Source organism: Hydrogenoanaerobacterium sp. (genome assembly GCF_032017025.1).
In the GTDB taxonomy this organism is placed as follows: domain Bacteria; phylum Bacillota; class Clostridia; order Oscillospirales; family Ruminococcaceae; genus Hydrogenoanaerobacterium.
On sequence record NZ_DALZQO010000034.1, the window covers coordinates 1 to 26,361 of the forward strand.

Genomic DNA, 26,361 nt, shown 5'->3' on the forward strand with positions numbered 1-26,361 from the left:
GGATAGCTTGCTCATCGGTTGCGGTAGGATACTCACGGAGAGCCCAGACACACCGATAGGTGTTGCCGCATATAAAATGGTCCGTATTGAACTTGATGATGCCCGGCGCAATCATGTCAAGAAAATCCTTGATTTTCGGCTCTGCCACACCATCATCAGCCTTTGTTTTTCTAATCTTAGGCATAAAAAACCTCCTGTCCAGCCGAGGGAGGTTCCATGCCCTTTGGCCGCAAGGAATCTCCCTACGGCCTGTTGAATTTTACTTATTCTCCGAGAATTACCCAGCGCTCGCCATCGTAATCCTCATACATCTCGGTGGTGACATTTTGCTCATAGTAGACTCCAAGCAGGCGCTTGGTATCAGCTTCACCGGCTCTGCGTGCAGTAAAGCCCTGATCCTTGAGGCTCTTTTCGATGCGGGAAAGGTAGGGCCCTACGTCCTTTTCTTTTTCTCCACGCAGGCGGATGATGATTAAAAATTCCCGCGCTGTTGCCATCTGCACTTGCATACGGTCAAGGGCGGTCATGTCCTGTTCCAGCAGCTTTCGGATGACAGGGTTCTGTTCGGCATCCATTCTGGCTTTCAGATAGCTCTTGTTGTCCTCAAAGTTTTCACGGCTGTTAAGGCACAGCATTTCAAGATCCGAGATACCTTTCAGCACATTCATAAGGGAATAAATACGAGCGCTGATGCTGGAGTCAGACAGCACGCTGATGTTGGTCGGTTTAATCATAAAAAATACCAGCTCGCCGTAAGGGGTCACAAGGCTATAGCCCGTGATGTCCTCAATGCCGATGAGCTGGCGAGTGGAGGCTTTTTCTTTGGCCTCCTGTTTCTTTTTTCTGTTCATGGTTACGCCCTCCATTCATAGATTTGCTGCTTTACGAAAAAGAAAGCGGCGGCATAGCGGATAAAATCCAGAATGCTCACGTCCTCAAAACGTATGGATAAAAAGGCATAAAGTGCCGTCAGGACGATGGGCGGAAACCATCCGAGTTGGGAAAGCGCAAAGACAGAAATCAGGCATCCGATGCCGATGATTCCAATGTCCCGCAGTTCCCACAGCCACAAGGTTGCCTTTGATTTTAGGTTATCGGGGTAAATATACATGGGAATTATTCCTCCTGTTCCTCATGGATTTTTTGCAAAAAATAAGCGATGCCACGGAGAACAAAGTCCACGCATGGTATCGCTACACTGTTGCCAAGCGCCTTGTACCTGGCACTGTCCGATGCTCCCGGTATCAGCGTCCAACCATCGGGGAATCCCTGCAGTCGTTCACATTCCAGAGGGGTAAGCCTGCGGATAAGATTGCGGCTTTCCACGATGCATTTATCCTCAGATACGAATTGATTGTTGATACCCTTATGGTCGCTGTATCCAATAGTTCCCACTGTTTCCTGATAGGGCTGACAAATGAGGTCGGTGGCATCCTTATGCTGCCTTGCGCTTTGTGTAGCGACCACATCATTTTCCGAAAACTCATCGCTTCGTTGGCGGCTGAATACCGCATGGCGGTCAGACGTTGTAATGGTATAGCTGATATCCGGCTGACAGCCGAGTCCGTTCCCACCGTTTTCTGGCTCCCGATCAATGGTATTGCCGGCAATACAGATGGTTTCCTGCAAGACGCGCCTACCCACCAGCGGGACATTGTTTCCTCCTGTACCCATACGTGCGGACATGGTAGGGGACACTTCGTGGGGACCGGTGTAGCGGCTGTCAATGCCGTGATTCTCAAACAGCACCGGATGGTTGTTTCCAATCCTGTCTGTGCTGCCGCTATCTTCACCCTTATCGGTGCTGCCCTGCCGGGCTGCCATGATCAACGGCTGATTGTTTCCGCCCATTCCAAAGCCAGCGGATACGGTCTGCGACACCTCTACTGGTCCGGTAAAGCGGGAATCTTGTGCGTGATTGTCAAATACCAGCGGCTGATGCCCATGTTCCTGGGCACGAAGTGTACCTGTGATATCCTCGGTACAGTGCATCTTGCTGCCGCCCTGATCATTCAGACACAGCACCGATGGCGCCGTCCCGGTTTTGATGGTAGGAGAACACTCGGCCTGATAGCCGATTCCTCTTGCTTCGGCGCTGGCGTTTCCGCAGAATCCCGCGGTAAGCACACAGGGGTAACCCTGTCCGGCCTGCCCACCACCACTGGTGATGGAGGTGTGTACCTCCGGCGTGAGAAAGCAGTCACCGTCACCCTTGCTGACAACTCCTGCCGCAAACAGAAGCCCTGCCGGATTTCTTCCACCGCCGCCGTCTGCTCCTGCAAGAGTGGGCGCCACACCCTCTGGTGTGAACACACGGCTTTGCTGGGTATCCCATCCGTTCAGGCAATTCGGCTGAGATACCAGAGGAGGATGACCTCCCATGCCCGCACGGAGCGTGGAAGTCACTTCCTCCGTGATATCCATGCGATCACCGCCCTGATCGTTTAAGCAGATCAGCGGTTCCGCAACAAAGGTCTGCTGCTTCATGCCGGGTTGCGCGCCCAAGGCTCCGGCTACATCGTGGAGGTCACGAACCTCGTCACGTTGGTTGGCTGCAAAGGCCATCGCCGTTTTTTCTTCTGTCTGTACATACCCATGTCCACCGCCTTCACCGCTATAAAGGGAGGGCCATGTTCCTGTTTCTTCAAAGATACGGCGGCTCTGCACATCCCACGGAGTTAGGCAAGACCCGCCTGTATCATCAGTGCCTCTTTGAGCTGGGGTGGCAGTTCCTTGCCCCTGGCTTCCGCTCTCCGCAGTATCCCCAAACAGGCTGTCTTGCTTAAATAGTATTTCGGGGGCGGTGAGTCCTGCAAAATCTGCGACAAGGAAGATGCGACGGCGACGCTGGGCGACTCCCCAGAATTGAGCGTCCATGACACGCCAAGCCAAGCTGAATTCGGTTCCCAATACGACAGCCCCAGCAGATTCCCAGCGCCCGGACTCAGGTCGAGGCACATCACAGGAACTGTGCTTGATGCGGACGATCTCCTCGATGACCGCCCGGAAGTCCTCACCATCTGCGCTGGAGAATGCTCCGGGGACATTTTCCCAAACGAGGTATCGAGGTCGAACAAAGTGAGCTGGTACGTTTCGCTGTTCATCGGCTTTTCTCATCTCCTTTACAATGCGGACTTGGTCCATAAAAAGACCGGAGCGTTCTCCGGCAAGGCCGGCACGCTGTCCAGCCACACTTAGATCCTGACAAGGGCTGCCCCCGCAGATTACATCCACAGGTGGCAGTTTTGCTCCGTCCAGTTTTGTAATATCCCCGACATGGACCATGTCGGGGAATCTCAGTTTTGTCACCTCAATTGGAAACGGTTCAATTTCGCTTGCCCATACAGGTGCGACACCGCTATGAACTGCGGCCAAAGGGAAGCCCCCAATCCCATCGAAAAGGCTTCCCAGGCTCGGCTTTAGGTTTTTTTAAATGTGTGATTGCCCACTGGGGTGGAGATAAAAACCTGCTCTTGCTCATTGTTTGTTTTCTTCATTTTTCAAATCTCCTTCTTATAAAATCGTTTTATGATTTGGGTTTCAATTCGTAATTAAAGCTAAGACGGTACCGTCATGTCGAATGTGCCTTGGCCGTTTTGCGGATAGTCCTTTTCCATTTCGATGTTGCTGCCGTAGACCACCTGCGCCTCCTTTCCCTCTGCCTGGAGCCATGCAAGATATTCTGGGTCCGCATTTTCCCGAATTGATTCAGGCAGCCATGCTGTCGGCAGCGAAAAGGCACGCCCTTGAAAATATCTCGTTTCCTGATCAATGGTATATTCCAGCGCTTTTTTTATCATGGGAAGCCAAGGTTCCACGTCATCAGGCAATGCGTCATCGAACCCGGCCTGATAGAGCAGAACATCGTCATACCGCTCCCAGCTCTCGCTGTGATCTTCATTCCACATATAGTCGGCGGAGGTAATTGTAACACATTCATCGTTGCAGTTTACCCATACGGATTTGTCGAGTTCAGGCAGGTAAAACTGCACTGTGCCGACCATGCACCCGCCGCCGGTGTTGCCATATGCCTGACTTTTAACTTCAAATTTGTCCGGAGTGAAAGCGGGAATCATGTCCAGCTCCTGCAGTGTTTCCAAGTGCATGCGCCTGTCTGACGCATATTCCACCGAATAATCCACGCACTGATATACAGCGGCTGGAGAAGTATTCAGGCACAGGTTGCGGAGGTCTTTGATTCTGACCTCGGTTTCACTCTGTGAGGAAAAGAGCAAAAGCCTGCGGTTTTCACATAGGAACCCCAACTGTCCGGCAAGCGGACCGTCCTCTCTGGCTTTCGCCCATATTGCATATACGGGGTCTAACGGACCGAGGATTTGTTCTTCAGACACATAGCAGATCGGGATGCCGAGTTGCTTCGCCAGATCAATTTCTGCTTGCATGCCGGAACTGATCCTATCGCCGCAGGCCCATAACTCATCGCATTTTCCAAGAACGGCAATTCCCATGTCAAGTCCAGCCTGCCGCTCATCGGGATTGGCGTCATTGAGGAGCTGGGGATACAGCAGATGGGGTGCAAAAAAAGCGTGCCCCTCGTTCATCACATGGCGGCACGCTTTCTTGGCAAACTCGGTATTCTTTTCAATGTCCCCTGCATAGGGGGATGCCACATAAATTAATTTCATAGGCTTTTTCCTTTCTACGTTATTTCGGTGCAACCGCCTGCACCACGGTTCGCGTAGTGTTGACGGCCACTTGTGCTGTATGAACGGCAGACATCAGATTTGCCTTTGTGCTGGTATCCAGACCAAAGGCGCCGGCAATTCTCGGCACTTCTCCTGCAGACAGCATTAGCCCCAGCCCCAGCAGGGCATGGGTGCGCAGCACCATAAGCCCTGCGGCAAGGATGGTCGCCTGCAAAAACGTGGTAAGGCACAGGCCAATAATCTGCTTGCACCACTGTGTAAATCCATCCAGGTACCCGCGGGGGACGGAGAACATATACAAGCTACCCACGGCAATCTGGATCAGTAAAATGCCCCCACGTTTGAGGTTGGCAAAGAACACTTTGATGACGGCATATCCCATCATGATAATCAGGAATAGTATCATAATGGGGTTTGTAATGGATGTCAGCCCTCCAAACACGCCGGAGCCCATGGCGCCGCCAAGGTCTGACGAGCTGCCAAGCTCGGCAACTATATTTCCGGCAAGGTCACCGAAGCTGGTTCCATAGCCGGTGATTCCTGCCGTGAGGCTGCTCTGGAGATTGACTGAGAGCTTGAACAGCTCCACTGGCACGATGGTAAAAAGAGACACCGCCATAAAGCCTTTGATGGCGTTTAAAGCGGCGTCTTTTATGCTGCCCCGGCCGTGCTGGTACTCAATACCGGTTTCAAACACCGACACCACCAGTCCGGTCCCATACAATGCCCAAGCCAGATATGAAAAAAACAGGACTATGGACTGTACCCAGCTCATTTCGAACAGCTCCACGCCCATATTTCCCATCTGTGCAAAAAAGTCGGCAAGAAAGCCGACCACCTGTCCGTAGAGCCATTCGATGATTTGATCCATGACGGTTCCAAGGACAAAATCCCATATAAACATTTGAGGTTCACCTCCTTTCCATAAAAAAGAAAGACACGCTTTTTGCCTGTCATCTGTTCCCGTTGTTTAGCCCATGTTCTGATCCATGCCGATATTAGAGCTATGATCATGACCTTCTTCGATACCATCCGTCAACTTTGGGAAAAACGGTTGCTCCCCTTCAAGAGCTCCACTTTCAATCATTTTGCTGATTTCTTCAGGGGAGCCGCCGTTTTGAAAATGTTCCGCCGCCCGCAGCATCTCGCTGGGGTACAGGCAGTTTCGAAGAAATGCAAGGTCGCAGACCTGTTTTGCAATGCCTCGTCCGTATTGCCTTTGAGTTTCCATAAGACCGGCAAGCAGGGTTTCCAGCCAGCGGTCAACTGCGATGGCACGATCTCCACATTGAACAAAGCCGACATATTGACCGAGGTCAACACATTCGGCGGCAAAGCCGATCCATGTAGATGGAGGCTCCAGTTCACTGTCAAAGAGGACCCGTAGCCCCGCTGCAAACAGTTCCTGTGATATGCCGTTTCCAGCCAGAGCAGTTTGGGTGAGATACCCCATATACCACGCCCGCAAATTTTCCAAGTTGATTTGAATGCCGGGTTTTCCGGATATTCCTCTAAGCAATTCATACATATGCGGGTCATCGCACACCGCAAATGGGTAGCCGGATTCGGCCGCAGCTTGCCCATATTTAAATGCAAGTTTTTCTTCTTTTCTCATTTCAAAACCGTCCCTTCAAGATCGGCATAATGTTGGGGGCCAACCTCCGCCTGATCGCTTGTTTGGCGCCGCCCCTGCAAATCGATAAGGCTGTACACTTCATCCTCTGACCCGCCGTTGTTAACCAGTGCGACTATTTCTGTTTTCAGGTCGTATCCAAGGAGTTCATAATTACTCATGAACACACCGGCATCCGCTAAGTCACGGATATCCTGAAACCTTCCGCCCATGCTCAAATAATCTGCGGCGTGAACAATTTCGCAAGGGAGTACAATACTTTGACTGTCGTACAAGGCGCAAGCAATGTGGTTGCCATATTGATGGTTTACCTTCCTGAATGCATCGCATATCTCATGGACCATTTCAGCAGGAGCAACCTCATAATCTTCATTGAGCTCATAGGAGATCCGCATCCATTCACCGACCTGACCCTTTTCTCCCTGCAGCTCTTCTTCCAGAGCTGAGAGCAGGCGGATGCATTCAGGCATATCCGCTGCATGGCGGGCTTTGTTTGAGGAGATCCGCCTCTGTTCCTTCAGCTTCATATCATATTCATCGTGTTCATCATTCTGGTTAGGTTGATGGCTTTCTGCACCACCCAACCACTCGCTTTCCGTTAGCAGATGGTTATCTTCCGTTAAGTCCTCAAACCGAGGCTGGTATCCATTGGTGGAAAAGCTCCAATCCTCAACGGGCTGCGGGCGGAGAATCAACGCACCGGCATCGGTGTTCAACCATCCCCACTGATCAGGCCAGCGTGCAACCATACTTTCTTCCGAAATACTGCCGGCGACACGCTTCCGAAGCTGATTTATCTCCTGCGCGGACGGTTCTTCGCCCACGCAACATTCCACCCTCAGCCAGAGGTTTCCGTCTTTCCCAACGATTTCGCAATGAGCATGAGTCAAATCAGTTCCAATGAGCTGGCCTCCGGTGTCATAGTCCAGACTCATGTTTCCGTCATTATAATTTTGGAGAGACTGATCCAGCATTGCTGCGTAGTCCTGCGGGTTTTCCACCAGCGCGGCCTTCCATAGCTCCATGCTTTCGGATAGCTCATCATCGTAGGCGACCTCGCTTACCGTCATGCCGGGAAATAAATGGACATCTACAGGGCAGTAAAACGATATTTGGGTACTTTGCTTTTTCATATCAAAAACTCCTTATATTAAGATGGCTTTGGTATTAAAAAGCACATGGGGGGTATAGCATAACCCCACCATGTGCTATGTTGTTTCCAATTACACACCAAGTATCTGCCCGTCAATGATTGCATAAAGATTGTGGAAATCTACAGCAAAATATGGTATGCTTATGTTTAACAAAAATGAATTGTCAAATATTTATATGACGCACAGATAAATTGAATCTTATCGAACGGAGTAAAATTATGGATCAATATACAAAAATAGATGAACTGATTAACACATCCTGTTATGTGATTGATCCATTGCCTCAAAGAGTAGAAAGAGACAATGGAGGACAATATTTTGCGGTTGAGGAATATTTTCTTCAACCGTCAGAGTTAAATAGGCTCTACCGAAAGTTTATCAATATCTTGTTAAAACTCAATTGCTATTATGACTTTCACGTGAGATATCACGAGGGGTGGAATGAAAATCCTTCTCCAGCCACTCTGACTGATTGGGTTTTTCAGTGTATCGACGGAGAAAAGGATTATATGAATATCGTGGTAGACCATGAAAATGTCATGCTGGTTGTAAATGGTGATGATTTGTACATGAGTTTATATAATCCAAACCGTGAATTCCTGGGCTTGGTTGAAAAATTAGCTGGAGCAGAAGGACTCTTTGTATGGCAAGCGAGTTGCTGATTTTGATATAGATTATGAACATAACAGGAACCTGCAATTAATCCAAGGAACAGGCTGACTCCACAACAAGTAAGTCAGCCTGTTCCTTGTTCCTATATTCCAAGTATCGTCCAGTCAATGCTTGCATATAGCTGATGGAAAGATACTGAAAAATATGGTATTCTTTTATATATAATGATTTGTACTGTAACACAGATGCCATAAATAATAAACGCTAAGGGGGTGTACCATGGATACAGCATTAATGCTAAGGATTGCTTCTGAGAAAAACCAACATATAGAGAATAATGAAATTTCAAGTTTGCTAAGTGAATCAGTATTAGTCGGGAAGCTCATAACAGATTTTGTGGATCACCCCCTGTTTGCTGTATTTCGAATTATGGGCCTAAGTGAAATCCCACATATTGAAAGATTACCTTACACACAAAAGATGATAGACTATATTAATCGGAACATTGCAACAAAACAAGGATTTTCATGCTTAGGCGGAATTGAAGAAATTGTCCCTTGCTACAACGCGATGCTGCTGGAAGCCTATTGTAGACTTGGACTTGCTGAGAGTAAAGAAGCACAAGCTGCTCTAAGCTGGATAGAACAATATCAGCTTTTTGAACGTAACCAAACTACTTCATGGCCTCATAAAGGTGTATGCAAACATGGCGGATGCCTTGGAAAAACGCCATGTTACATTGGTATTGGTAAAACAGTCCGTGCGCTTACAATCTATTCGGAGTGCGTTAAACATGAAAATCAGAACGTGGAAAAGCTCTTGATACAAGGGACAGGCTATATGCTTCGTCATAAAATGTTTCAGAGGTTATCGGATGGCAAACCCATCAGCTCTCATATTACTGATATCATGTTTCCGCAAAGTTACGCACTCTCACTTACAGACTTAACTTATATTGTTGGGAAAAGGCGATTGACCACAAGTGAAGATAGTACGCAGTTGTTACACCTCCTTCAGAAGAAACAAATAGCGGAAAACCAGTGGAAGATCGATTATCTATACAGCTATAAAGGCTATGTCGTCTTTGAAAGCAAGCGCAAAACATCGGAATGGGTTTCATCATTGTTTCCGATATGGCTATCTAAATCATTGTAAGCATAGCAGCAGGCCGATTTTGCAAGACAGAAATCGGCCTGCTCTTTCGTTACATACCAAGTATCGTCCAGTCAATCTTCGCTTTAGGACAGTGGAAATTTTCACCGACATATGGTACTATATTTTATGATAAATTATATTGCCAGTAAGACAATCCCGTATTGCGATAAATCACAATTGGTCAGAAAATGCATGGAATGTGAGGCCATAATGAAGATGGTGTATAGAAATTATTTGAAACTGAATATAAATGGCTTTCACATCGGCTTAGAACAAGGCGAAAACGAAAATCACTATTTTTGCACACCAAAGGGCGCAAGCATCATCGGCTGGGCAGGTGCTGACGGCATTCATTTTTGCTTTGTGCGTGGCTTTGGGGAGATGGTGTTTGCCGTCAGTCCGATGAACACATCCGGCAATTACGTCCATCCGCTGGCAAAAGACTTTCAGGATTTTCTGAGGCTCTTGCTGGCTTGCGTCCACACTGCGGCACTGGAACAGGCGTGGTGTTGGGAGCAGGAAGAGTTTGATGAATTTCTGAGTGAAAACACCCCTACGGAAGAGCAATCAGCAGTGCTGCATACCATTGGGAAAGAGCTGTCCCTTATGCCTATGGAACAGCCATTTGCGTATATGAAAGCCCTGCAGGACGGGTTTGATTACCGCTGCATCCCCTATACGCAGGATTACTATGACATGGTTCCCGTTGAACCTCCCATACCGGAGTGGAAGGTTTATTTTGATACAAACTTTTGGGGGCATTCCGTCCGTGAAAGGGCAGGACAGGAAATTCCCTTGAATAAGCAATTTGTCTGGCAGGATGAAGTCTGGACGATTCCGGCGATTTACACCTGCAGCAAGGGTCTGATCGTAGATTTTTGCTTGCAGGTTCCCCCGGAGCGTATCCGTGCCTTTATGGATAAATGGAAGCTCTCTGCTGACAATGACGGAAGCGGCTTTACCGATGAACAGCGGATGCAGATTGATGCGGAAAACCCGCTGACCGTCAATATAAATCCGAAGGTTGTGCTGAACAGAACCGAGCTTTCAAGCTCGCACGGCTGCGGCCTCTGCTGGAACCCCTGCTTGCCGGAGGGCAACGGCCTTGAAGCGTGGAGCGTCATGCTGCATTATGGGCTTGATCCCGATCAAGGTTATGCCATCTGGCGCTGCGCGTTCCCTTGGAAGACGAAGCGAAAGCCGCAAATCAACACGCTCGGCATAATATTGATGCAAGAGCCTGTCGCCATACCGGGGTTACACTTTGGGGTATCGTTGCCCGGTGAGCAAATTGAGTTTGCACACCCATCCACAGGCAAGAAACACACGCTGACCGTACAGGAATATGAACGGCAGGAGTTGTCTGATGAGCATTTCAACGACCCCGATCTGGAGTTCCCGAGGCACTATATCATGATGAGCTATACGCTCTTGCCCGACCTTACGGATGGGTCTTTTACCGTCACGGATTGCACTTCATCCGACCGGCCCCGCCAAAAGGACGCCGAGCTAAAGGCTCCGCGGGCAACTGGTGACGTTTGCTGCATCGGCGTCATCGGCAGTACGGATGGCCCGACCGCCCTCGTCTTTGGGGGCGATAACCAAGGCAAGCTTCGGGCGGCCTGCTCCGCACTCCACTTTGAACTTACAATAGATGTGGAGTGGTGTATGGTTTTTTATGAAAAGACACGCCTGGATATTACGATGGAACTGATCTAAACTCCAGACGCAATAATTATAACGAGGATAATGGAAACCTTAGTAGCAGGCCGATTTTGCATGACAGAAATCGGCCTGCTTTTTATTACATACCAAGTATCGTCCAGATATAAGTCGGTGCTGTCAATGTGAACACCAAGCAGGCGAACAAAATCGCCGGCGCCGCCCATTCAAATTGTCCATGCTTCCTATAATCGAAATACGCCATTCCCAATTTTGCGAAGAAAAACACCGCAAGAATCAGGTCGATTGCCGGAAACACCACCTTGTTGACCACCGTCTTGATCTGCCCGGAAGCATCGTTCCAAGTTCCCTCGATTGCCCCGGCCACATCTCCGTTTGCCGCAAATGCGGTTGTGCTGAACACAAGCGTTAGCATGAGGGCAAGGGTAAGCATAAGGGTGATTTTTTTGTACTTTTTCATAAAGACCACCTTTCTGAGTTGAGAAAAGGCCGCAGGGTTTTGCTCCCGCGGCCTTGTTCTTTTTCTGTTTTTTTATAGCTTCATTGTCATATCCATGCCCGAAGCCTGTTCCTCCAAAAGCGAGGCAACCTCAATTGCCTGGGGGTTCTGATGAAATTTAAGATCGCCCCGGAAGCCTTTCTTAAGTCCGCTGAATTCTTCTGCTTCCGCAAGAATTTCGGGGGAGCAGCCGGGAGGCATCTCCTGATTCCACCGTACCCATTCCCCATTTTGATGCCGCTGCTCCAGCTTTAGGATGATGTAATCTTCGGGTATGAAAGCGGGGTACCTCTTTAAACATCCCCGCGTATCAACGTATGGATGTCCTTCTTTCATGACGGTCATTTCCATAAGCCGCAGGGTATCCGCAAGGGAAGTACAGAACCAGCACTCACGATCTCCGAAGCGGCGGATGCGCCCATCCTCCAGAATTGCATCCAGCCGGTCTTTTTTCGTGTAGTGGTATAGGCAGCCCTTTGGCGCCTCCATTCGCTCATATGCCATTTCATCACCTTCTACTATGGCTTTTTAGGGGCGAATTGCGATAGGTAATCCTTTGAAATCAATCTCCGGATTTTCCCCCGCTTAGCACCGTGCACGAGAGTTTCCCCTCACACGGCGCCCCATCGGGAATTACATCTGGTATCACAAAGCAACTTTCAACAATGGCAAGTTTCCGTAACTGGTTGAGTTTCCTAATCTGAGCTTGACCGAGGTTTAACCCTCTGAGCAATTTGAAAATCGTTTCTTCACTGTTGGCATGTATCAGCTTGTGGATTACCTCTGAAACAATAATGAGATTTTTGTAGTTGTCCTTACCGCCTAAATGCCGTGGTGTACGGTGGTGGCAATAGACATCATCTCTGTCCAGAAATATTCCCCTGACAGCACATTTTCCTTGTTGTGCACAGTATAAGGACAGCCGATTGTCATTGAATTCAATCGACCTGTACCTCACTGGATTGCGCATAAGATAATGCAAAATGTTTTTGTCGATTCGCTCCAATCCCTTATGAATACGCTCTCTGCCCTCATGAGTGAATTTATTTACTATTCTCGCTTTGGAAATGGGCTTTTTATGAGAAACATATCCAATCGGGACCAAAACTTTATCATTACCGACAAAACGCAATTGCTGACTTTTACCGTATGCCTCCTGAATGTGCTTGGGAACAGTGGGTTTAATCTTCTTTTGCTCCAGCTGTTTCTTGGTTTTCAACCGGTCACGAAGTCTGACCTTTAGGCTCTTATGAATAGGAAAGGCAATTTTCCGAAAATCCTTTTGAACATGAGTAGCCATGTCATAATAATTGTGTACGCCTATGACAAACGAGTTGTAAAAATAGGTAGCCTGAAACTGCTCGTTTCTGTCCGCTGGATTCTGGATATTGTAAATGAGTTCTCTTGCTTTCTGTGCAATCTTTTCTGCTGATTTTTCAGTGATGTGGCTTTGAACAATGAATTTAGGCTCTCCGTTTTTCTTTGTTCCCCGGCGGTTTAACTTCATTTTGAAACCGAGGAATTCGGAATACCGCTTTTTGAGGTTCACAATTTGAGATTTTTGCTCGTTAACCTCTAAACCAAGCCGATGGTGGAGCCAGTCCTTGGTTGCAAAGTACAGTCTTTGTGCATCTCCTCGAGTTTTGCAGAAAATGCGAAAATCATCTGCATACCTGACGATATGGCACTCTTTCAATTGGGTTTTTGCCCTCAACGAACCGTACCTGCTGCTGTGAATAAGCGAACCGTTTTGACTGACACCCACCGCATACTGTCTCTTGGTCGGCATACCCGTCCATTGGCTGTGTATCCACCAATCCAACTCGTTCAGAACGATGTTGGATAGCAGGGGAGAAATAATCCCACCCTGTGGTGTGCCTTTTTCGGGGAAACCAATCCCTGCCACCTCTGCCTTTAACATTGCCGATATGACGGAAATCAGAGTTTTGTCCCGAATCCCCATTGCCCACATCTGCTTTAATAGCTTTCCGTGGTTGACATTATCGAAAAAACCTTTAATGTCCACATCAACGACAAAGGAGCAATGCGTTAATTGCATATGCTTACAGGCTTCTGCAATGGCGTGCTCTGTACTTCGGTTTGGGCGAAAACCGTGACTGCTGTCGTGAAATTTAGCTTCACAGATAGGCTCTAAGATTTGCAGTACGCACTGCTGTATCAGTCTGTCCATGATGGTAGGGATTCCCAGCGGCCGTAGTTTGGTCGGGTCATTTGGTTTAGGAATTTCCACCCGTCTTACTGGTTGCGGTTCATACCAACGGAGTTTTCGCTGAACAAGATAAATCAGCCGTTCATCACTTAATTTAGCAAGATTTTTAATGGTTTTGCTGTCTGTGCCTGCCGTTCTGCTTCCCTTGTTTTTCTTCAAAGTACGAAAAGCCAGCTTAATATTTTCTTCTGACAAGATAAGCGGCATAAGATTTTTGAAAATCCTGCCGTCCTTGCTTTCCGCATAAAGATTATCCAAGGTATTCTGCAAATCGTAATATTCGGCATAGCGCAGTTTTGCCTTTTTCTTGAGTTTGCCTTTTGTTGCCATAGTCGGCGCACCTCACTTTCTGTGGGGCTTGCCTTTCTTATTCCTACTCGAACCTATGATTACGTTGCTTTTGTGTTACTGTTTTTCAGTGTAATTCTCGACTAGTGGCTATCCCTCCACCGTGTTTCCACGGTTTCATCGGTACTGTGCCACCACTTTCAGCCAGATAAGAGCAGGTTATACCCTGTGGGCTTTCCCTGCTGACGCTTCATTACGGTGTAATCCGTTCCACGTTCTGACCTTACTACGTTCCGATATTCCTATCTGTGCATATATCCGTAGGCTGTCCTTTGAGCCTGTACGCTGGATGGCACCTGTAATGCCATAAGGTTTTTCATGGGCACTATTTTACTAAACCTCACGCACCCCGCACGTTGGCGGTTACGTCATTTCTGCCGTATCGACTTATAGACCCTTTCATTCGGACGTTTTGTCAGTGGGTATCGCTCCCACATTCTCACCATAGATATTTTTAAGACCTCCGGCATATAGGCGACACCATTCACCTCTGAACAGCTTTCGTACAGGAAAAAAAAAACCTATTTACGGTCACTCTCTGCCGACTTCACCGAGCTTCGTACACAACGGCTATTACACGCCGTTATGCACGTCGGAGTATCAAGGGGGCGTTTCAGGGCGTTACCCCATCATTCCACCCATCGGAATATCAGTTCTACTAAACTGTAACTTTTACGTTCTTTGTTTAGTGCCTAACCTTTTCAGTCAGGAACGTATCGCACCATGCCAGTCCTGCCACAAATTGCCCCTTATGGTCAGGCTGTCTATAAGGTTAGCGGACAGCATTCCATCCGGCGTCCATCCATCAATGAGCCAGGTGTTGACGGTATAGGCTCCGTCCGGCATCCAGATCGGGCTAAAATGGGTACGGTTTTTGTACGTGGAATAAGGGTTGTTTTGAAACTCAAATCGGCCTGAGCCCATACGCTCCAAGAGCCGCCAATAGGTTTCGTAGCAAAATTCGGGAAAATAACTAACCGCATTCTGCGGCTGAGTAACCGCCGAGCTTTGATTGGAGCTGATGCTTCCGATAACGGTCTGGTTGATGCCGTATCCCGATTTCATCGTTCTTCCGCTGGCAGTCGGATTATTATCATCGCACTTGATGCTCATGGAAGAGGTCAGGCTGGCGCTGTAACGGTCCAGGTCGAACTCCCACCACCCATGATCACACCAGTATCCATCATCATCTTCGTCACCACTGTGCCATACCCAATATTCCTGCCACCACGGACGCCAGACACTCCAACTTGCCGAGCTCTTTACCGTCCTGCTTGGTACGGCAGAGGTACGGAAGCTGTCGTTGCGATCATCGGCCACGGGATTGGGCGGAGGATTCTTGTCAAGGTCAACTATTTTCGCATTAAGGGTCGTCTTGGCGGTACTGCCGGGGCCGGAAACCGTCACCTGAATTGTCATATTCTGTTCGGTGTCGGGGGTTTTCCACTGAACCCATGCAAGCTGGCTATCCCCTGCGGGATAGTAGACGTTGCCCACGCTGTAGGTTTGCCCACCGATATTAAAGCTGACACGGGTGGGCCTGTCGGGATCGGACTGACCTCCGCTGATCCTCACCGCCGTGATGACATTGGTGTTTACCCGGTACTCATAATCGTAGGCGTCAATCTGAGGTTCCTCCGGTTTCTCCGTAAAACGGACAACGCCAAGTCCAAGGCTGGACTTGATATCCGCATTGGATGCGGCGCTGCTTTTGCTGCCTCCCCATGCGGGATAGCCGAGGTCGCCTACCTCTAAGAACAGGGCCAGCGGAAGATTCTTATGGGTGAGCGATACCATACGCCGTCTTAGCAGACCGCTTGTCTGCTCGTCATAGAGCGCCGCTTCGGTAGCGGTGGTGGCAATCATGGTGCCCTCAAATTTGTAGTAGGCGATGGGCTCTAAAAGGATTTTATACTCGCCGCCTATTAAAACATCGTAATTCATGCCTGTAACATCAGCAATGCGCTTGACCACATATTCCGAACAGAAATATTTTTTAATGGCTTCAATGTTATTACTGCCGTTGGTGCTGATGATGCGAGGCATAGCTTGGGCTGGATTGATATATGAGTATACGCTTGTGGTAGGTGTCAGTTGCTGACCAGAGCTATAAGACAGCTTGCTCACCTTTCCAAAGTGAACGCGAATATTGTCCGGCTTCTTATTGGTAAAATCAAAAGGTGTTGTTACAACCGCATGATCACTGGCCCGAACCACAGTCACACGCACACCCTCGTTGCCGCCGTTCCATGAATTGGTACTGGTTCCGCTGCCCATGCCTCCACCGCCGCCATCGATATTTCCGCTGCCGCCGGTATCAGCAAATGCGGTTAGAGGGCAGAATAGGCAAAGCACCAGTATAAGACTGGCTATGCTCTTGAATAATTTCTTCATTGCGGCCTCCTTTTTGCAAAAGTAAAGGCACGGTCTATTTCAACCGTGCCTTGTGAAAGTATTCTGTTATTCTCCCATATTGCCAACTTGTTTATCAATATCGCCGTCACCGTCCACTGTCACACCCTGACCGCCACCGCCATTGTCGGTAATCCACCCAAAACCCGGCACATAAATCTTGCCGTCCTTGGTATCGCCACCTTGGGGTTGACTGTCGTTTTTCGGCGTTTCCTTGGGCTGCTCCACCTTATCGTGGTCGACAGACTGGGGAGGCTCCGTGACCTTTTCACCATTGGGCTGCTGAGTAGGGTCTTTGAGCTGATCCTCGGTATATTCGGACTTGCTCACATCACTCTGGATAGTCTGTTCCGTGCCGCTGGAAATCGCGCCGTTGTCAGTGCTTGTGGGCTGAGTGGTATCAGGCGGGGTTACGATGACCTCTTTTTCTTTCTCTGTGCTGTCCGGTTCGGACGGATCTACCGTCACATCGCTCACCTCGGAGCTTTGGGACGGGAGGGGATCATCCACTGGCTTTTGGGCTTTGAACTGTTGCCCGATCAGCACCACCAGCACCGTACAGAGGACAAGGCAGCCGGTTACGACCAGCCATTTCTTCATTTTGCCATTCATATTCTTCATAAGAGTAATCCTCCTATTTGTTAAATTTTGATAGGTTCCTGTTAAGTCACACCCTACCACGAAATTTTCAAAAAGTCTATCCATATTATAGAAAACTTTTTGAAATCAGTCAAAACCTCGGTGTGTATCCGGCGCTGGTCTTGACCTTGATTGTCATGGGCGGCAGCAGTTTTCCGCCAAAGGATACAGGAACCTCCAGCATGATGGTGCTGTCAGCTTCAAAGCGGGCGGAGGCTTGGTCGCCTGACGCAAAGGGAGCGTTTCGAATGTCCACCTCCAGATTCCACACTTTGAATTCCAGCTTGCTGTCCGAAGTGCGTTTCTCATGATAGCCACCGCTGTAGTCAAGCCCGAGGATGCTGTCCAGCCTATCATAAATATCGCCGTAATCGAGGCTTTCCTCGAAGTCCTCGGCAATGGGCTGGTAGGCTCCCGAATAACCCTCCCGCACACCGTGGTACACATCGTCATAGTTGTCGTTGACGGTGGATATAACGGCAGTCTGCACTGCGTCCCGCACACCCTGGGCCACGAGCATAAGCCGGAGATATTCCGAAATGCCGGTGAAAATAACCACCAGCGACAGAGTAATTGCGATAATCAGCGGAAAGCCGGAGCCGCTTTTGTTCTTGAGGATACGTTTGATTCTTTTCATCTCACCACCTACTTCCAATAGACTTCCGATTTCCCCGCGGCATCAGACCGGAGTGTAATCGGGAACGAGCCAAACCCGCCAAACAAGCCGATGTTTGTCTGGTAAGTGATCGTTACCGTTACTTCCTCATTAAGCTGGATTCTGCCGGTCTTGGACCATGTCACGGTAGGGGTCAGTCCGGTCTTTTCCCGCAGAAACTGCTCTCGGCGGCTGGTTTCGCTGCCGACCTGTCCTGTAATTTCCGCCTCCCGAATGAGTTCCACGGCAAAGGTGTCAATCTGCTGCTTTTGGATGTAGACGGGAAACACCCGCACGGCAAGGGCGACAACCAGCATGGCGCTCAGCACCAGCACCGCCACGTCAATGTAGCCCTCACCACGCTTGTCTTTCAGGATTCTCAGCACATGGTCACCCCCTGCTCAAAGGGTCCCGGCTCCTGCCTCGGTTCAGGGTTGTGATCACTTAACACGCGCCACGCGCCCTTGCTGAAATCAGCGGTGCAGATTTCCTGCTCCAACAGTTCCTCTGCAGGAACATCTCTGGCAAACTCAGAGCAGCCGGGATTTCCTTTCACACTCTCTCCTGCCAGCAGAAGCTGTGCGGTTTCCGGCGTCAGGTACACATAGCCGCCGGGCGTCATCATATCAAACGCCGCGTTCGGGTGCGCTTCAATAAATTCCCGCACGGTGATTCTCACTTCCTCCGCAGAAACAGGCGCATATTCCGGGTCAAGGGTATACTCTGATTCCGATTCACCCTTATCCCACAGAGTCCAGAGAGCATGCGTGAGTTCCTCGCTGAAATCAACGGTTTGCTCCGATATCCACTGATCCCTTACAACCTCCAGCGGGTTTTCAAAACGGAGCAGGTATTCCATATATTCGTGAGAATATCTGCCGCCGGACAGCTCTCCATACACAAACTTCGCAGCGGCAATTTCACTTGCCATATCCACCAGATCGGAGGCCGGCTTTTGTTGCCACTCCTTTTGGTACAGCGCCATGCTGTTGTCCAGCTTTTTTCGCAGAAGCGCCATCATTTCTTTTTCCGTCATCTGGTTCACACCTCCTTGTTCACTTTTTATCACATGGTCACCCCCTGATCCAGCGAGGGCGGCTTCTGTGTCATCTCTTGATTATCAGCAGTGCATATACGCCATTCCTTGCCGCTGAATTTCGCATCAATGACCTCCTGGTTTAGTAGCTCATCGGTGATAATCTCCGTGGCATATTCGGAACTTCCGTGATGCCCCTTGATGTTCTGTCCAGCAAGCAGCAGTTTCGCACGATCAGGTGTCAGATACACGAAGCCTCCTGGCGTCACCATGTCGAAGGATGCGTTTGGATGCTGCTCCATAAATTCCCTCACGGTCACTGGATCGTCCCTGCCGGGTGTCGGTTCCACGCCGGGTGCCAGCAGATAAAGCCTTTCGGTATCCTGACAATTCATAACGGACCACAGAGCATGGGAGAAATCCTCGTCAGGTACCATTCTCATGCCGTTTTCCTCAATCCATTTATCCCGCATGATCTCCATCGGATTATCAAACCGCAGGAGCCATTCGGCCTGTTGTTCATCCACGCTGTCCATGAGACTCTCCTTAACCATTTGAGCCGCGGAGATTTCCACCGCCTTATTGATCATATCGGAGGAGGAAAGAGACGCTATAAAGTCGGCGTAGTTTTCCTGAATCCTGTCAAACAGCAGAGCTCGATATTTGTTTTTCATAGCGTTTTCCCCCTTAGAACATCCCGCCGAGGGATGTGATGATTTCATAGACAATAATCGCCATGTAGGTCATAAGAAAACACATGAGCATCGCAAAGGAGAACACGCGGATTTTCGGTGGTATCTTCATGGCCTGCGCTTTTAACCGCTGGAGTTCCAGTTGCTTCATGTCGTGTGCCAGCATCTGAAAATACATCCCGCCATCGTCCCCCCGGAGTACGCCGATCAGCCCTCTGGTGATATCCGAGAGCATGGGCGAATTGAACCTTGCCTCAAACCTCGTCAGTGCCGCTTCATAGCTGGAAGAGCGCATATCCGCTGTGAGGATGTCAAGCTCTGCGGCGAAGTCCTCACCTGCATTTCTCTTGAAATTCTCCAGCATGGACAGCACGTCTCGGCTGGCTTTCAATTCCTGGGTAATGGTTGCAACGAAGCGGGGCAGTTCCTGTTCGATTTTGCCTCGTTTAGCGGCCAGAGCCTCGTCCGCCTTGCGTATCTCTTTAAAATAGACCAGCACGGCGGCAAACAGTACAATGGGCGCCAGCAACGGGAGGACGATCAGACAGGGAATGATGCAAAGCGCAATAGCCGTAGCCTTGACAATAGCTGTTGCCGTGAACAGCTCCGGCGAGTCGGAAAGCCCTGCCGCCGACAGCACATTTGCCATCCTGCTCTTTTTGTACTCATCCATATGGATGTAGCGGGAGAGACGGACGGCAGCGTTTCGCAGAAGTATATCGGTAGTTTTGGTTTTTGCTTTGGCCTGCTTTCCTGCCGACAGCATCGCCTTTTGGGTAGCAAGGGTAGGCAGCCGCAGCAGGTCGGCGGCAATGAAAAAGAGTCCCGCCGACAGGAGGACTCCGAATAAAAAGATGTAGATTGTCATGGATGTCCTCCTATCTTCGATATTCGATGGGCTGGGTGAGCTTAATCACAAACGCCGTGGAAACGAAAATCACGGCGGCACAGATGGTTAGAATAATCTGCCCCAGCGGTGTGTGCATCAGCGTGCGGTACCAATCTTGGTTCAAAAAATACATGAGCGGAATATTGCCTACGACAAGGATCACCATGATAATGAATTCCTTCCTCGGTTCAAAGACCATGTTTTCCAGCTCGCCGTTGACTACCCGCATATCACTGAGCTTACTGACGATGGGCGTCAGTGTGGTCTTGAGGCTGCGGTCATGCTGGCAGGCAATAAGGGCGTCGCACCATTCGTGAAACACTGCATTATCGATCCGGTCTTTCAGATCATGGAGTGCCGCCGTCACGTCGGGGTCAAGCAACCTAATGCGGGACACAAATCCCTTGAACACCGACAGCACAGGAGGGTTCAGGTATGGCAGATTTTCTTCCACCGCCGTCAGGATATCCTCGTTTCTGAGGTAGGCTGTGGTGATTATACTGAGCCCCGTTTCCAGTTCCGCCGCAATATCCTTTTTGAAGTGGCTGGCCGTGAGTTTCACCCACCAGAAGGGTAGGAACATACAGCCTACCGCCATCACAGGAACAAGGAAAAAGTTCGAGAGCATGATGGCGATGGACGCGCCCACGGCAAAGCATAACAGGGACAGGGCGCAGAGTACGGGAAAGCGTGCCTTTCTGCCGGTTACCTTGAGGATAGACCTAACCTCAGTAATTTCCCGGCGCAGATAGGACTGCTTTTTCCTGCGGGTGAATTCGCCCACCTCGTCACGGAGGGACTTGGGCCTATCAGTGAGCTTTCCGAATACCGTCGTAGTGAATTCTATCGGCGTAAGGCCGAGTACAATAAAAGAGCCTGCTATCATTCCGATGCAGGCGATTAAAAGTACCGTCGTCATGCGCTGTGTGCCTCCTTTCTCCGCAAGCTTTCGATTACAGCCTGGGGCATGCCGTTTTCCAGCAGCCGCTTGGCAAGGCTGTCCGAGATGGTATTGATCTGCGCATGGTGCCCCTCGATGATGAATTTTCCATCCTCCATGCGGTTTTCCGTGATGACATACTGAAACAGCGGGCGGTAGCGCCTTGTGCCATCCGGGAGGATCTCACATTCCTGAATTTCCATCATGCGGCGCTGCTTATTTTCAAGCTGCTTGCAAAAAACGACAATCGGATAGGCTTCTGTAACATAGTCCATGAGGGTCTGGTCAGACATATCCACTGCACGCTTGCACAGGGACACCATGCGGCGATAGGTAGCCTCGCAGGAATTTGAGTGGATGGTGGTCAGCACCGCCAAGCCGGTTCGGGCCGCTTCCTGGGCGGCATTGGCCTCGGCGCCGCGCATCTCACCCACCACGATAATGTCCGGGTTAAAGCGGAGTGCATAGTCCAGAAGGTTGGTCTGGTCGATGCGCTGACGGTCATTGTCGCTGTCGCGGGTCAGGGTATGGATGACCGAATTGACCACCTTTCCGTCCTTCTCCCGCACCAGAGCCAGCTCACGGGAGCCGTTTTCAATCGTATAGATACGCTTATTATCCGGTACGGTGGTTAGCACCCAGCCTGCCACTGTGGTTTTTCCACTGGATGTTGCGCCCGCCACACAGACCGATATACCATAACGGACACAGAGAGATAAAAAATCCAGCATTGGGTCGGTGGCCGTACCACTTTTGACAAAGTCCTCTTTTTTCATGCTCTGCGGGTTGACGATACGGATAGAGGCAGACACGCCCACATCCTCGTCCACAATAGGACTCTTGAGGACGGCGATTCGGATGTTTTTACTGAGATGCCCCAGCACGATGGGACTGGCGTTGTCCAGCACCATGCCGCTGATGTGGAGCATCCTGCGGATTACATTCACGGCGTGCTGGGGACTCTCAAAGCGTTCCTCCAGCTTAACTGTGCGGCCATCCGAATACTGCACCTCAATATCCCGCCACGAGTTGATGTCGATTTCCTCAATACCGGTGCCGAAGATGTATTTGGTCAAAAATCCGAACTCCGCCATTTCGGTGTATAGGGCATCCGCCAGTTTTTCGCCACTCATACCGTTTACCGACACACGGCGATCCTGGACATATTTAGTGATGTAGCGTTTGAGCTGTGCCTTGGCATCCTCGCCGCCTACGGTGATGAGGGTGCTGTAATGTTCGGAGATGTATCCCTGCACGTCGGCAAGGACCGAAGAAAAATCCTTTCCCTCGGCTTCAGGTGTGAAGAATAAGGATTGTGCCCGATGCCCCACTGTGACTTCCGCCAATACCGTCCGCTTTGAAGGCTCCTGCATTTCCGGAGGGATTGTGCCATCGTAGGAGGAATATTGGGTAAGATTCTCCGGAATTGTTGGTCCGGTGGTTTCGTTTAGCACTACCACCTGCATGGTATTGGCATCGGGGGGAATGTCTATATTTTCAAAAGTTTTTGGTTCTTGCGGAACCGCTTGATCGGATTTTTTATCCGAAGAAAACAGAGAGGTATTTCTCTTTTTCCCTAACATCCGAACACCTCCTTTGCAATTTTTTCGATTTCCCTGCGGAACAGGCGGCTGTCCTTCAGGGACAAATCCGTCAGCAGATTCCCTGCAAGGTACTGTTCCTCCAACTCCTGAGAATGGATGAGGGTAAAGGCCACCGAGCCCAGCGCCTGACCGATTTGTTCCCCGGCCTGCTGGGGCTTCACGTTACTGGCAACCTTGTACTGCTTATCCGCATCCCACTTAGAATCCCGAAGCAGTGGAAGCTGGCTGGAGAGATAACTCACAGACTTCAGGTCGGCATTGGCAAGGCGCAGGACGCTGTCAGCCTCCATGAGCGCCACCGCGGAGAGAATGTCGTTGGCGATATAACTGCCGCAGTCTACCACCACGAAAGGGGCGATCTCCCGGAGTCCGTCCATCAGCTCCTGAGCCTGCGTCTGCTCATAGGGCGGGTAGGTGTATTCGTTCTCTCCCTTTTTCATGCCAAGGATGGTTAGATGGCTGTTTTTCTTGAGCGTCACAAGATTGTGCTTGATCAGCGGTTCGGTTACATGAGTGGCGGCAAGGATACTGCCCAGCGAATGCTCACTCTCCAGATCGGAGGGTGGGCAAACACAGGGCAGCATGGGCGCAGTCATATCGCATAGCAGAAGCACCACGTTTTTCTTTCGGTCCGCAAGATGTTTTGCGAGCTTCACGGCTGTAACCGTCTTTCCGCTGCCGGGGGAGCCCCAAACAGCAAGAACACCGCTCTGGGGCTCTTGCTCCGGCTGGGCATCTTCCCCGGCAGACTGGCGGGTGAAAATGCTTTTTTTCTTAAAATTCAGCATCACTGCACCTCGCTTTCCGCGGGTACTTCAGATACAGTGCCATCCTCCGTTCCCTGGGACTTAGGCTCGGCGGGGCCGTCCTCCGGCTGCTCCGCGGGATACAAGGCGGCGATTACCTTGTCCTGTGCTTCTGTAAATTTGGCGGTGTTGGCAGGCGTGCCGCGGTAAACGAGGGACAAATGGAGCTTACCGTCAGATTCCAACTCTGCCAATACTTTGCTTTGCTCAGGAGATACCAGCAGGGTTACCGTGGAGGGCAACTCACGCTCATCTGTCTCGGATTTGGCCTCGCCGGTATTGGCGTCATATCCGGAGGAGGCCGTCACACTGATGACCTCCACGTATTTCAGCTCAGCAGGGATGACGGTCATGCCTTGCTTTTTGTAATCCGCGGCTATGACCGACACGATATCGCCGCTCTGAAGCTTGCCTGACAGACCGTTTGCAAAGCTCTTGATGGTCACCGACATGGCCTGCTTGGTGCCGTCCAGATTATAAAGGTAGGCATTCTCCGCAGCCGGGGTGTCGGACAGCTTGGTGTTTAAGATATAGTCCCCGATGGAGAGGTCGGCTTTAGCATATTTGCCGATGACCGTTTCACTCTGGCGGATGACATTGTCGGGCAGCCCGAAGCCGCCCACCTCCACAGTCTGGACCGTATCCTTTGTGATCTCATCGCCCGCCTTGATTTCCTTGACCACGCGGACGATCTCGGTTTTCTGGCTGACGGACTTGTTGAACAGCGGCGTCACTCCGAAGCAAATGAGCAGGGACAAAAGGATGCAGATCACGCCGATAACCGTGCGGTTCTTAAAAAGACTCATAGGATTTTCCTCCTTAATTTCATTGTGATTTAGAAGCTGGCGGAGCTGTATTTGCGATATTTCGCCGCTTTCACAGCCTTGGGAATAAGGGCGGCGGCCAGAGAAACGGCGGCGATACCGGCGATTAGAATGGCCTTTTTTCTGCTGATACGGATTCTTTTCATGAGATAATTCCTCCAATATTTAGAATGGTTACGGCAAGAAAGCCGAGGGACAAAAACGGCGCCATCGGCAGGGATGCCTGCGCCGCTTTCTGCGGCTCCAGTTTGCGGAACCTTCTGATGACTTGGGCCCAGAAATAAAAAAAGAGGGATGCGATCAGGCCAAGCGTCAGCCCGATTGTGCATCCCAAAAATCCCATAACAATGCCTGCGGCGGCAGTGAGCTTGATATCCCCGCCGCCGACACCGCCTGGTCTGTATAAGGCGGTAATCAACAGCGGCAGCGCCGCAAAGACTCCCAAGAGCTTGGCGGGGCTGAAATCAATCAGCCCCGCCAGTGCAATCAGGAGGCAGATGCTGTCCGGGATGATCCGTTTGCGGAGATCCCACACAGAAGCCGCCATAAGCAGAGAAGAAAAAAGCACCGCCTGTGCGATGCCATTAGCCTCCATAGTTGAACATTTCCTTGATTCTCTGGGTCAAGGTCGGCAGTACCGTTTCCCCAAACAGGGCATAAAGCCCCGCCAGTAGCAGAGCGCCGATGACAACCGCCAGCAGGATTTTGATGGCCGTATCAATGTAGCCCTCTCCGCGGTTTCCGGAAAGGCTGTTGCAGGTTCTGACTGCGGCTGTGACAGCCTTGTTCTTCAGCTTGCAAATGAAAGATTTCATGGTTTTTCCTCCTTCTTACTCGAAATGATAGGTTACGGAATACGTGATGTTGCTCTTGTTATACATGCAGTCGTGATTGGTGTAATAATAGAATTCCAGCCTTGTGTATACGCCTGCGCCGAGGCTGCGGCTGAAGGTGATGCCGTTGGAGGTAGTGCCGTAGTCCAGCTGATCCCACTGACCGGTCAGCCTGTTGTAGCCGCGTACCCTGCCGTGGTCGCCGCCGCTGTGACCGCTCACTGGAGGCACCGTAAAGGTATATTCCGTGATGGTGGCGCCTTCAATCCCGTTCTCCATGATGACAGAATCGGGGCCGGTGAGGGTCATACCGCCATTGCCGTTTGAGTCAGCTACAAAGAATACAATGGCGGACCAGGGCGATTCAGTACCTGCGGAATCCACCGCTTTGACACGCACCACATTTTTGCCCAGCGGGTAGGTTTGTGTTTCAGCATTTCGACCCTCCCAGACCAGGGTGACAGCATCACCATCGGGGTCGGAACTGGTTGCCTTGATGGTAACCGGCGTTCCGGGTGGTACGCTGTTGCCACTTGGGGTTCGGCTAATGACCGGCGCAGTTGGTGCAGAGTTTACGATGGTAAAGGTTTTTGACACCCACTCCGAATACAACCCGGTAGCATCTTTGGCGCGAACACGGATGGTGTGCGTACCAACGACATAGTAGTTGTCAGCCGCCTTATTTTCCCACTCTAACGTGGTGGCATCGCCGTCCGCATCGGTGGCAGTGGCGCTGATACTGACAAGGAATTTGCCGTTATTCGTGGTTCGGGAGGGGATTGCGGTCAGGGTTACAGTCGGTGCGGAGCTGGTAATGGTGAAAGTCTTTGATGCCCAAGGAGAATATACACCAGCGATATCCTTTGCACGAACTTTTACGGTGTGCGTGCCTGGGGCATAGTAGCCGTCAGCCGCCTTGTTATCCCATTCCAGCGTGGTTGCATCGCCGTCCGCATCGGCGGCTGTTGCACTGATGTTGACGAGGAACTTGCCGTCCTTGACGGTGCGGGTGGGCTCGGCTGTCAGGGTAACAGTGGGGGCGGCATTGGT

At 50.4% G+C, this 26,361-nt stretch carries 27 protein-coding genes and 2 pseudogenes; 3 read left to right on the plus strand and 26 right to left on the minus strand.

Going from position 1 to position 26,361, the window contains the following annotated elements:
• The 8 genes and pseudogenes from RTV33_RS14650 to RTV33_RS14685 all read right to left on the minus strand — a co-directional run.
• Positions 1 to 184 (minus strand): annotated as a pseudogene (locus RTV33_RS14650) (type VI secretion protein); the annotation flags it as partial.
• A gap of 79 nt (positions 185 to 263) precedes the next feature.
• Positions 264 to 851, minus strand: coding sequence for a hypothetical protein (locus tag RTV33_RS14655; RefSeq protein WP_312645458.1), 588 nt, complete (start codon positions 849 to 851; stop codon positions 264 to 266).
• A 2-nt stretch (positions 852 to 853) separates the two neighbouring features.
• A complete protein-coding gene (locus tag RTV33_RS14660; protein WP_312645460.1) occupies positions 854 to 1,111 on the minus strand; it encodes a hypothetical protein in 258 nt (85 codons plus the stop codon).
• Positions 1,112 to 1,116: 5 nt separating this feature from the next.
• On the minus strand, positions 1,117 to 3,375 hold the full coding sequence (locus RTV33_RS14665) for a DNA cytosine methyltransferase (protein WP_396327524.1): 2,259 nt from the start codon (positions 3,373 to 3,375) through the stop codon (positions 1,117 to 1,119).
• Between the two features lie 182 nt (positions 3,376 to 3,557).
• Positions 3,558 to 4,646: a DUF4406 domain-containing protein gene (locus tag RTV33_RS14670; protein ID WP_312645463.1), complete on the minus strand. Its 1,089-nt coding sequence runs from the start codon at positions 4,644 to 4,646 to the stop codon at positions 3,558 to 3,560.
• A gap of 19 nt (positions 4,647 to 4,665) precedes the next feature.
• Complete coding sequence (locus RTV33_RS14675; RefSeq protein ID WP_312645466.1) at positions 4,666 to 5,571, minus strand: conjugal transfer protein TrbL family protein; 906 nt, start codon at positions 5,569 to 5,571, stop codon at positions 4,666 to 4,668.
• A 66-nt stretch (positions 5,572 to 5,637) separates the two neighbouring features.
• Entirely contained in the window at positions 5,638 to 6,282 is a 645-nt protein-coding gene (locus tag RTV33_RS14680; protein WP_312645468.1) for a hypothetical protein, read from the minus strand.
• Positions 6,279 to 7,433, minus strand: a complete 1,155-nt coding sequence (locus RTV33_RS14685) for a hypothetical protein (protein ID WP_312645471.1) — start codon at positions 7,431 to 7,433, stop codon at positions 6,279 to 6,281. Before RTV33_RS14685 ends, RTV33_RS14680 begins: the two co-directional genes overlap by 4 nt.
• A gap of 239 nt (positions 7,434 to 7,672) precedes the next feature.
• Here RTV33_RS14685 and RTV33_RS14690 point away from each other — a divergent pair, with 239 nt between their 5' ends.
• From RTV33_RS14690 to RTV33_RS14700, 3 genes are all read left to right on the plus strand, one after another.
• Entirely contained in the window at positions 7,673 to 8,116 is a 444-nt protein-coding gene (locus RTV33_RS14690) for a hypothetical protein (RefSeq protein WP_312645473.1), read from the plus strand.
• A 229-nt stretch (positions 8,117 to 8,345) separates the two neighbouring features.
• The gene (locus tag RTV33_RS14695; protein ID WP_312645475.1) at positions 8,346 to 9,221 is read left to right on the plus strand and encodes a hypothetical protein; all 876 of its coding nucleotides are present in this window, start codon (positions 8,346 to 8,348) and stop codon (positions 9,219 to 9,221) included.
• A gap of 210 nt (positions 9,222 to 9,431) precedes the next feature.
• Positions 9,432 to 10,940 (plus strand): hypothetical protein, encoded by a 1,509-nt coding sequence (locus RTV33_RS14700; RefSeq protein ID WP_312645477.1) that lies wholly within the window; start codon positions 9,432 to 9,434, stop codon positions 10,938 to 10,940.
• A gap of 85 nt (positions 10,941 to 11,025) precedes the next feature.
• On the opposite strand, the gene RTV33_RS14705 is transcribed toward RTV33_RS14700, so the two are convergent.
• From RTV33_RS14705 to RTV33_RS14790, 18 genes and pseudogenes are all read right to left on the minus strand, one after another.
• Positions 11,026 to 11,364, minus strand: coding sequence for a DUF3852 domain-containing protein (locus tag RTV33_RS14705; protein WP_312645479.1), 339 nt, complete (start codon positions 11,362 to 11,364; stop codon positions 11,026 to 11,028).
• 72 nt (positions 11,365 to 11,436) lie between these two features.
• Positions 11,437 to 11,907: a hypothetical protein gene (locus RTV33_RS14710; protein WP_312645481.1), complete on the minus strand. Its 471-nt coding sequence runs from the start codon at positions 11,905 to 11,907 to the stop codon at positions 11,437 to 11,439.
• 58 nt (positions 11,908 to 11,965) lie between these two features.
• Positions 11,966 to 13,963: a group II intron reverse transcriptase/maturase gene (gene ltrA / locus RTV33_RS14715; protein WP_312645483.1), complete on the minus strand. Its 1,998-nt coding sequence runs from the start codon at positions 13,961 to 13,963 to the stop codon at positions 11,966 to 11,968.
• Positions 13,964 to 14,686: 723 nt separating this feature from the next.
• The gene (locus RTV33_RS14720) at positions 14,687 to 16,375 is read right to left on the minus strand and encodes a hypothetical protein (RefSeq protein WP_312645485.1); all 1,689 of its coding nucleotides are present in this window, start codon (positions 16,373 to 16,375) and stop codon (positions 14,687 to 14,689) included.
• A gap of 66 nt (positions 16,376 to 16,441) precedes the next feature.
• The gene (locus RTV33_RS14725; protein WP_312645487.1) at positions 16,442 to 17,014 is read right to left on the minus strand and encodes a DUF6550 family protein; all 573 of its coding nucleotides are present in this window, start codon (positions 17,012 to 17,014) and stop codon (positions 16,442 to 16,444) included.
• A gap of 109 nt (positions 17,015 to 17,123) precedes the next feature.
• Positions 17,124 to 17,669 (minus strand): hypothetical protein, encoded by a 546-nt coding sequence (locus RTV33_RS14730; protein WP_312645489.1) that lies wholly within the window; start codon positions 17,667 to 17,669, stop codon positions 17,124 to 17,126.
• Between the two features lie 8 nt (positions 17,670 to 17,677).
• Positions 17,678 to 18,073, minus strand: coding sequence for a DUF4320 family protein (locus tag RTV33_RS14735; RefSeq protein ID WP_312645492.1), 396 nt, complete (start codon positions 18,071 to 18,073; stop codon positions 17,678 to 17,680).
• Positions 18,067 to 18,723 (minus strand): hypothetical protein, encoded by a 657-nt coding sequence (locus RTV33_RS14740; protein WP_312645494.1) that lies wholly within the window; start codon positions 18,721 to 18,723, stop codon positions 18,067 to 18,069. Before RTV33_RS14740 ends, RTV33_RS14735 begins: the two co-directional genes overlap by 7 nt.
• Positions 18,724 to 18,752: 29 nt before the next feature.
• A complete protein-coding gene (locus tag RTV33_RS14745; RefSeq protein ID WP_312645496.1) occupies positions 18,753 to 19,397 on the minus strand; it encodes a hypothetical protein in 645 nt (214 codons plus the stop codon).
• Between the two features lie 13 nt (positions 19,398 to 19,410).
• Positions 19,411 to 20,283: a secretion protein F gene (locus RTV33_RS14750; RefSeq protein ID WP_312645499.1), complete on the minus strand. Its 873-nt coding sequence runs from the start codon at positions 20,281 to 20,283 to the stop codon at positions 19,411 to 19,413.
• 10 nt (positions 20,284 to 20,293) lie between these two features.
• Complete coding sequence (locus RTV33_RS14755) at positions 20,294 to 21,223, minus strand: hypothetical protein (RefSeq protein ID WP_312645501.1); 930 nt, start codon at positions 21,221 to 21,223, stop codon at positions 20,294 to 20,296.
• Complete coding sequence (locus RTV33_RS14760; protein WP_312645503.1) at positions 21,220 to 22,827, minus strand: ATPase, T2SS/T4P/T4SS family; 1,608 nt, start codon at positions 22,825 to 22,827, stop codon at positions 21,220 to 21,222. Before RTV33_RS14760 ends, RTV33_RS14755 begins: the two co-directional genes overlap by 4 nt.
• Complete coding sequence (locus RTV33_RS14765; RefSeq protein ID WP_312645505.1) at positions 22,821 to 23,636, minus strand: ParA family protein; 816 nt, start codon at positions 23,634 to 23,636, stop codon at positions 22,821 to 22,823. The genes RTV33_RS14760 and RTV33_RS14765 overlap by 7 nt, the downstream gene beginning before the upstream one ends.
• On the minus strand, positions 23,636 to 24,460 hold the full coding sequence (locus tag RTV33_RS14770) for a Flp pilus assembly protein CpaB (RefSeq protein WP_312645507.1): 825 nt from the start codon (positions 24,458 to 24,460) through the stop codon (positions 23,636 to 23,638). The genes RTV33_RS14765 and RTV33_RS14770 overlap by 1 nt, the downstream gene beginning before the upstream one ends.
• A 29-nt stretch (positions 24,461 to 24,489) precedes the next feature.
• Positions 24,490 to 24,624, minus strand: a complete 135-nt coding sequence (locus RTV33_RS14775; RefSeq protein WP_312645509.1) for a hypothetical protein — start codon at positions 24,622 to 24,624, stop codon at positions 24,490 to 24,492.
• Entirely contained in the window at positions 24,621 to 25,073 is a 453-nt protein-coding gene (locus RTV33_RS14780; protein WP_312645511.1) for an A24 family peptidase, read from the minus strand. Before RTV33_RS14780 ends, RTV33_RS14775 begins: the two co-directional genes overlap by 4 nt.
• Positions 25,063 to 25,293 (minus strand): DUF6133 family protein, encoded by a 231-nt coding sequence (locus tag RTV33_RS14785; protein WP_312645513.1) that lies wholly within the window; start codon positions 25,291 to 25,293, stop codon positions 25,063 to 25,065. The genes RTV33_RS14780 and RTV33_RS14785 overlap by 11 nt, the downstream gene beginning before the upstream one ends.
• A gap of 15 nt (positions 25,294 to 25,308) precedes the next feature.
• Positions 25,309 to 26,361, minus strand: a pseudogene (locus RTV33_RS14790) (S-layer homology domain-containing protein); the annotation flags it as partial.

Excerpts from the sequence above, each read along its gene's own strand:
- RTV33_RS14705 (WP_312645479.1), bottom strand. The coding sequence starts at position 11,364 with ATGAAAAAGTACAAAAAAATCACCCTTATGCTTACCCTTGCCCTCATG.
- RTV33_RS14760 (WP_312645503.1), bottom strand. The coding sequence starts at position 22,827 with ATGTTAGGGAAAAAGAGAAATACCTCTCTGTTTTCTTCGGATAAAAAA.
- ltrA (WP_312645483.1), bottom strand. The coding sequence starts at position 13,963 with ATGGCAACAAAAGGCAAACTCAAGAAAAAGGCAAAACTGCGCTATGCC.
- RTV33_RS14755 (WP_312645501.1), bottom strand. The coding sequence starts at position 21,223 with ATGACGACGGTACTTTTAATCGCCTGCATCGGAATGATAGCAGGCTCT.
- RTV33_RS14785 (WP_312645513.1), bottom strand. The coding sequence starts at position 25,293 with ATGAAATCTTTCATTTGCAAGCTGAAGAACAAGGCTGTCACAGCCGCA.
- RTV33_RS14660 (WP_312645460.1), bottom strand. The coding sequence starts at position 1,111 with ATGTATATTTACCCCGATAACCTAAAATCAAAGGCAACCTTGTGGCTG.
- RTV33_RS14725 (WP_312645487.1), bottom strand. The coding sequence starts at position 17,014 with ATGAAGAATATGAATGGCAAAATGAAGAAATGGCTGGTCGTAACCGGC.
- RTV33_RS14655 (WP_312645458.1), bottom strand. The coding sequence starts at position 851 with ATGAACAGAAAAAAGAAACAGGAGGCCAAAGAAAAAGCCTCCACTCGC.
- RTV33_RS14700 (WP_312645477.1), top strand. The coding sequence starts at position 9,432 with ATGAAGATGGTGTATAGAAATTATTTGAAACTGAATATAAATGGCTTT.
- RTV33_RS14695 (WP_312645475.1), top strand. The coding sequence starts at position 8,346 with ATGGATACAGCATTAATGCTAAGGATTGCTTCTGAGAAAAACCAACAT.
- RTV33_RS14780 (WP_312645511.1), bottom strand. The coding sequence starts at position 25,073 with ATGGAGGCTAATGGCATCGCACAGGCGGTGCTTTTTTCTTCTCTGCTT.
- RTV33_RS14690 (WP_312645473.1), top strand. The coding sequence starts at position 7,673 with ATGGATCAATATACAAAAATAGATGAACTGATTAACACATCCTGTTAT.
- RTV33_RS14685 (WP_312645471.1), bottom strand. The coding sequence starts at position 7,433 with ATGAAAAAGCAAAGTACCCAAATATCGTTTTACTGCCCTGTAGATGTC.
- RTV33_RS14745 (WP_312645496.1), bottom strand. The coding sequence starts at position 19,397 with ATGAAAAACAAATATCGAGCTCTGCTGTTTGACAGGATTCAGGAAAAC.
- RTV33_RS14720 (WP_312645485.1), bottom strand. The coding sequence starts at position 16,375 with ATGAAGAAATTATTCAAGAGCATAGCCAGTCTTATACTGGTGCTTTGC.
- RTV33_RS14750 (WP_312645499.1), bottom strand. The coding sequence starts at position 20,283 with ATGACAATCTACATCTTTTTATTCGGAGTCCTCCTGTCGGCGGGACTC.
- RTV33_RS14740 (WP_312645494.1), bottom strand. The coding sequence starts at position 18,723 with ATGACGGAAAAAGAAATGATGGCGCTTCTGCGAAAAAAGCTGGACAAC.
- RTV33_RS14710 (WP_312645481.1), bottom strand. The coding sequence starts at position 11,907 with ATGGCATATGAGCGAATGGAGGCGCCAAAGGGCTGCCTATACCACTAC.
- RTV33_RS14770 (WP_312645507.1), bottom strand. The coding sequence starts at position 24,460 with ATGAGTCTTTTTAAGAACCGCACGGTTATCGGCGTGATCTGCATCCTT.
- RTV33_RS14730 (WP_312645489.1), bottom strand. The coding sequence starts at position 17,669 with ATGAAAAGAATCAAACGTATCCTCAAGAACAAAAGCGGCTCCGGCTTT.
- RTV33_RS14765 (WP_312645505.1), bottom strand. The coding sequence starts at position 23,636 with ATGCTGAATTTTAAGAAAAAAAGCATTTTCACCCGCCAGTCTGCCGGG.
- RTV33_RS14775 (WP_312645509.1), bottom strand. The coding sequence starts at position 24,624 with ATGAAAAGAATCCGTATCAGCAGAAAAAAGGCCATTCTAATCGCCGGT.
- RTV33_RS14680 (WP_312645468.1), bottom strand. The coding sequence starts at position 6,282 with ATGAGAAAAGAAGAAAAACTTGCATTTAAATATGGGCAAGCTGCGGCC.
- RTV33_RS14670 (WP_312645463.1), bottom strand. The coding sequence starts at position 4,646 with ATGAAATTAATTTATGTGGCATCCCCCTATGCAGGGGACATTGAAAAG.
- RTV33_RS14675 (WP_312645466.1), bottom strand. The coding sequence starts at position 5,571 with ATGTTTATATGGGATTTTGTCCTTGGAACCGTCATGGATCAAATCATC.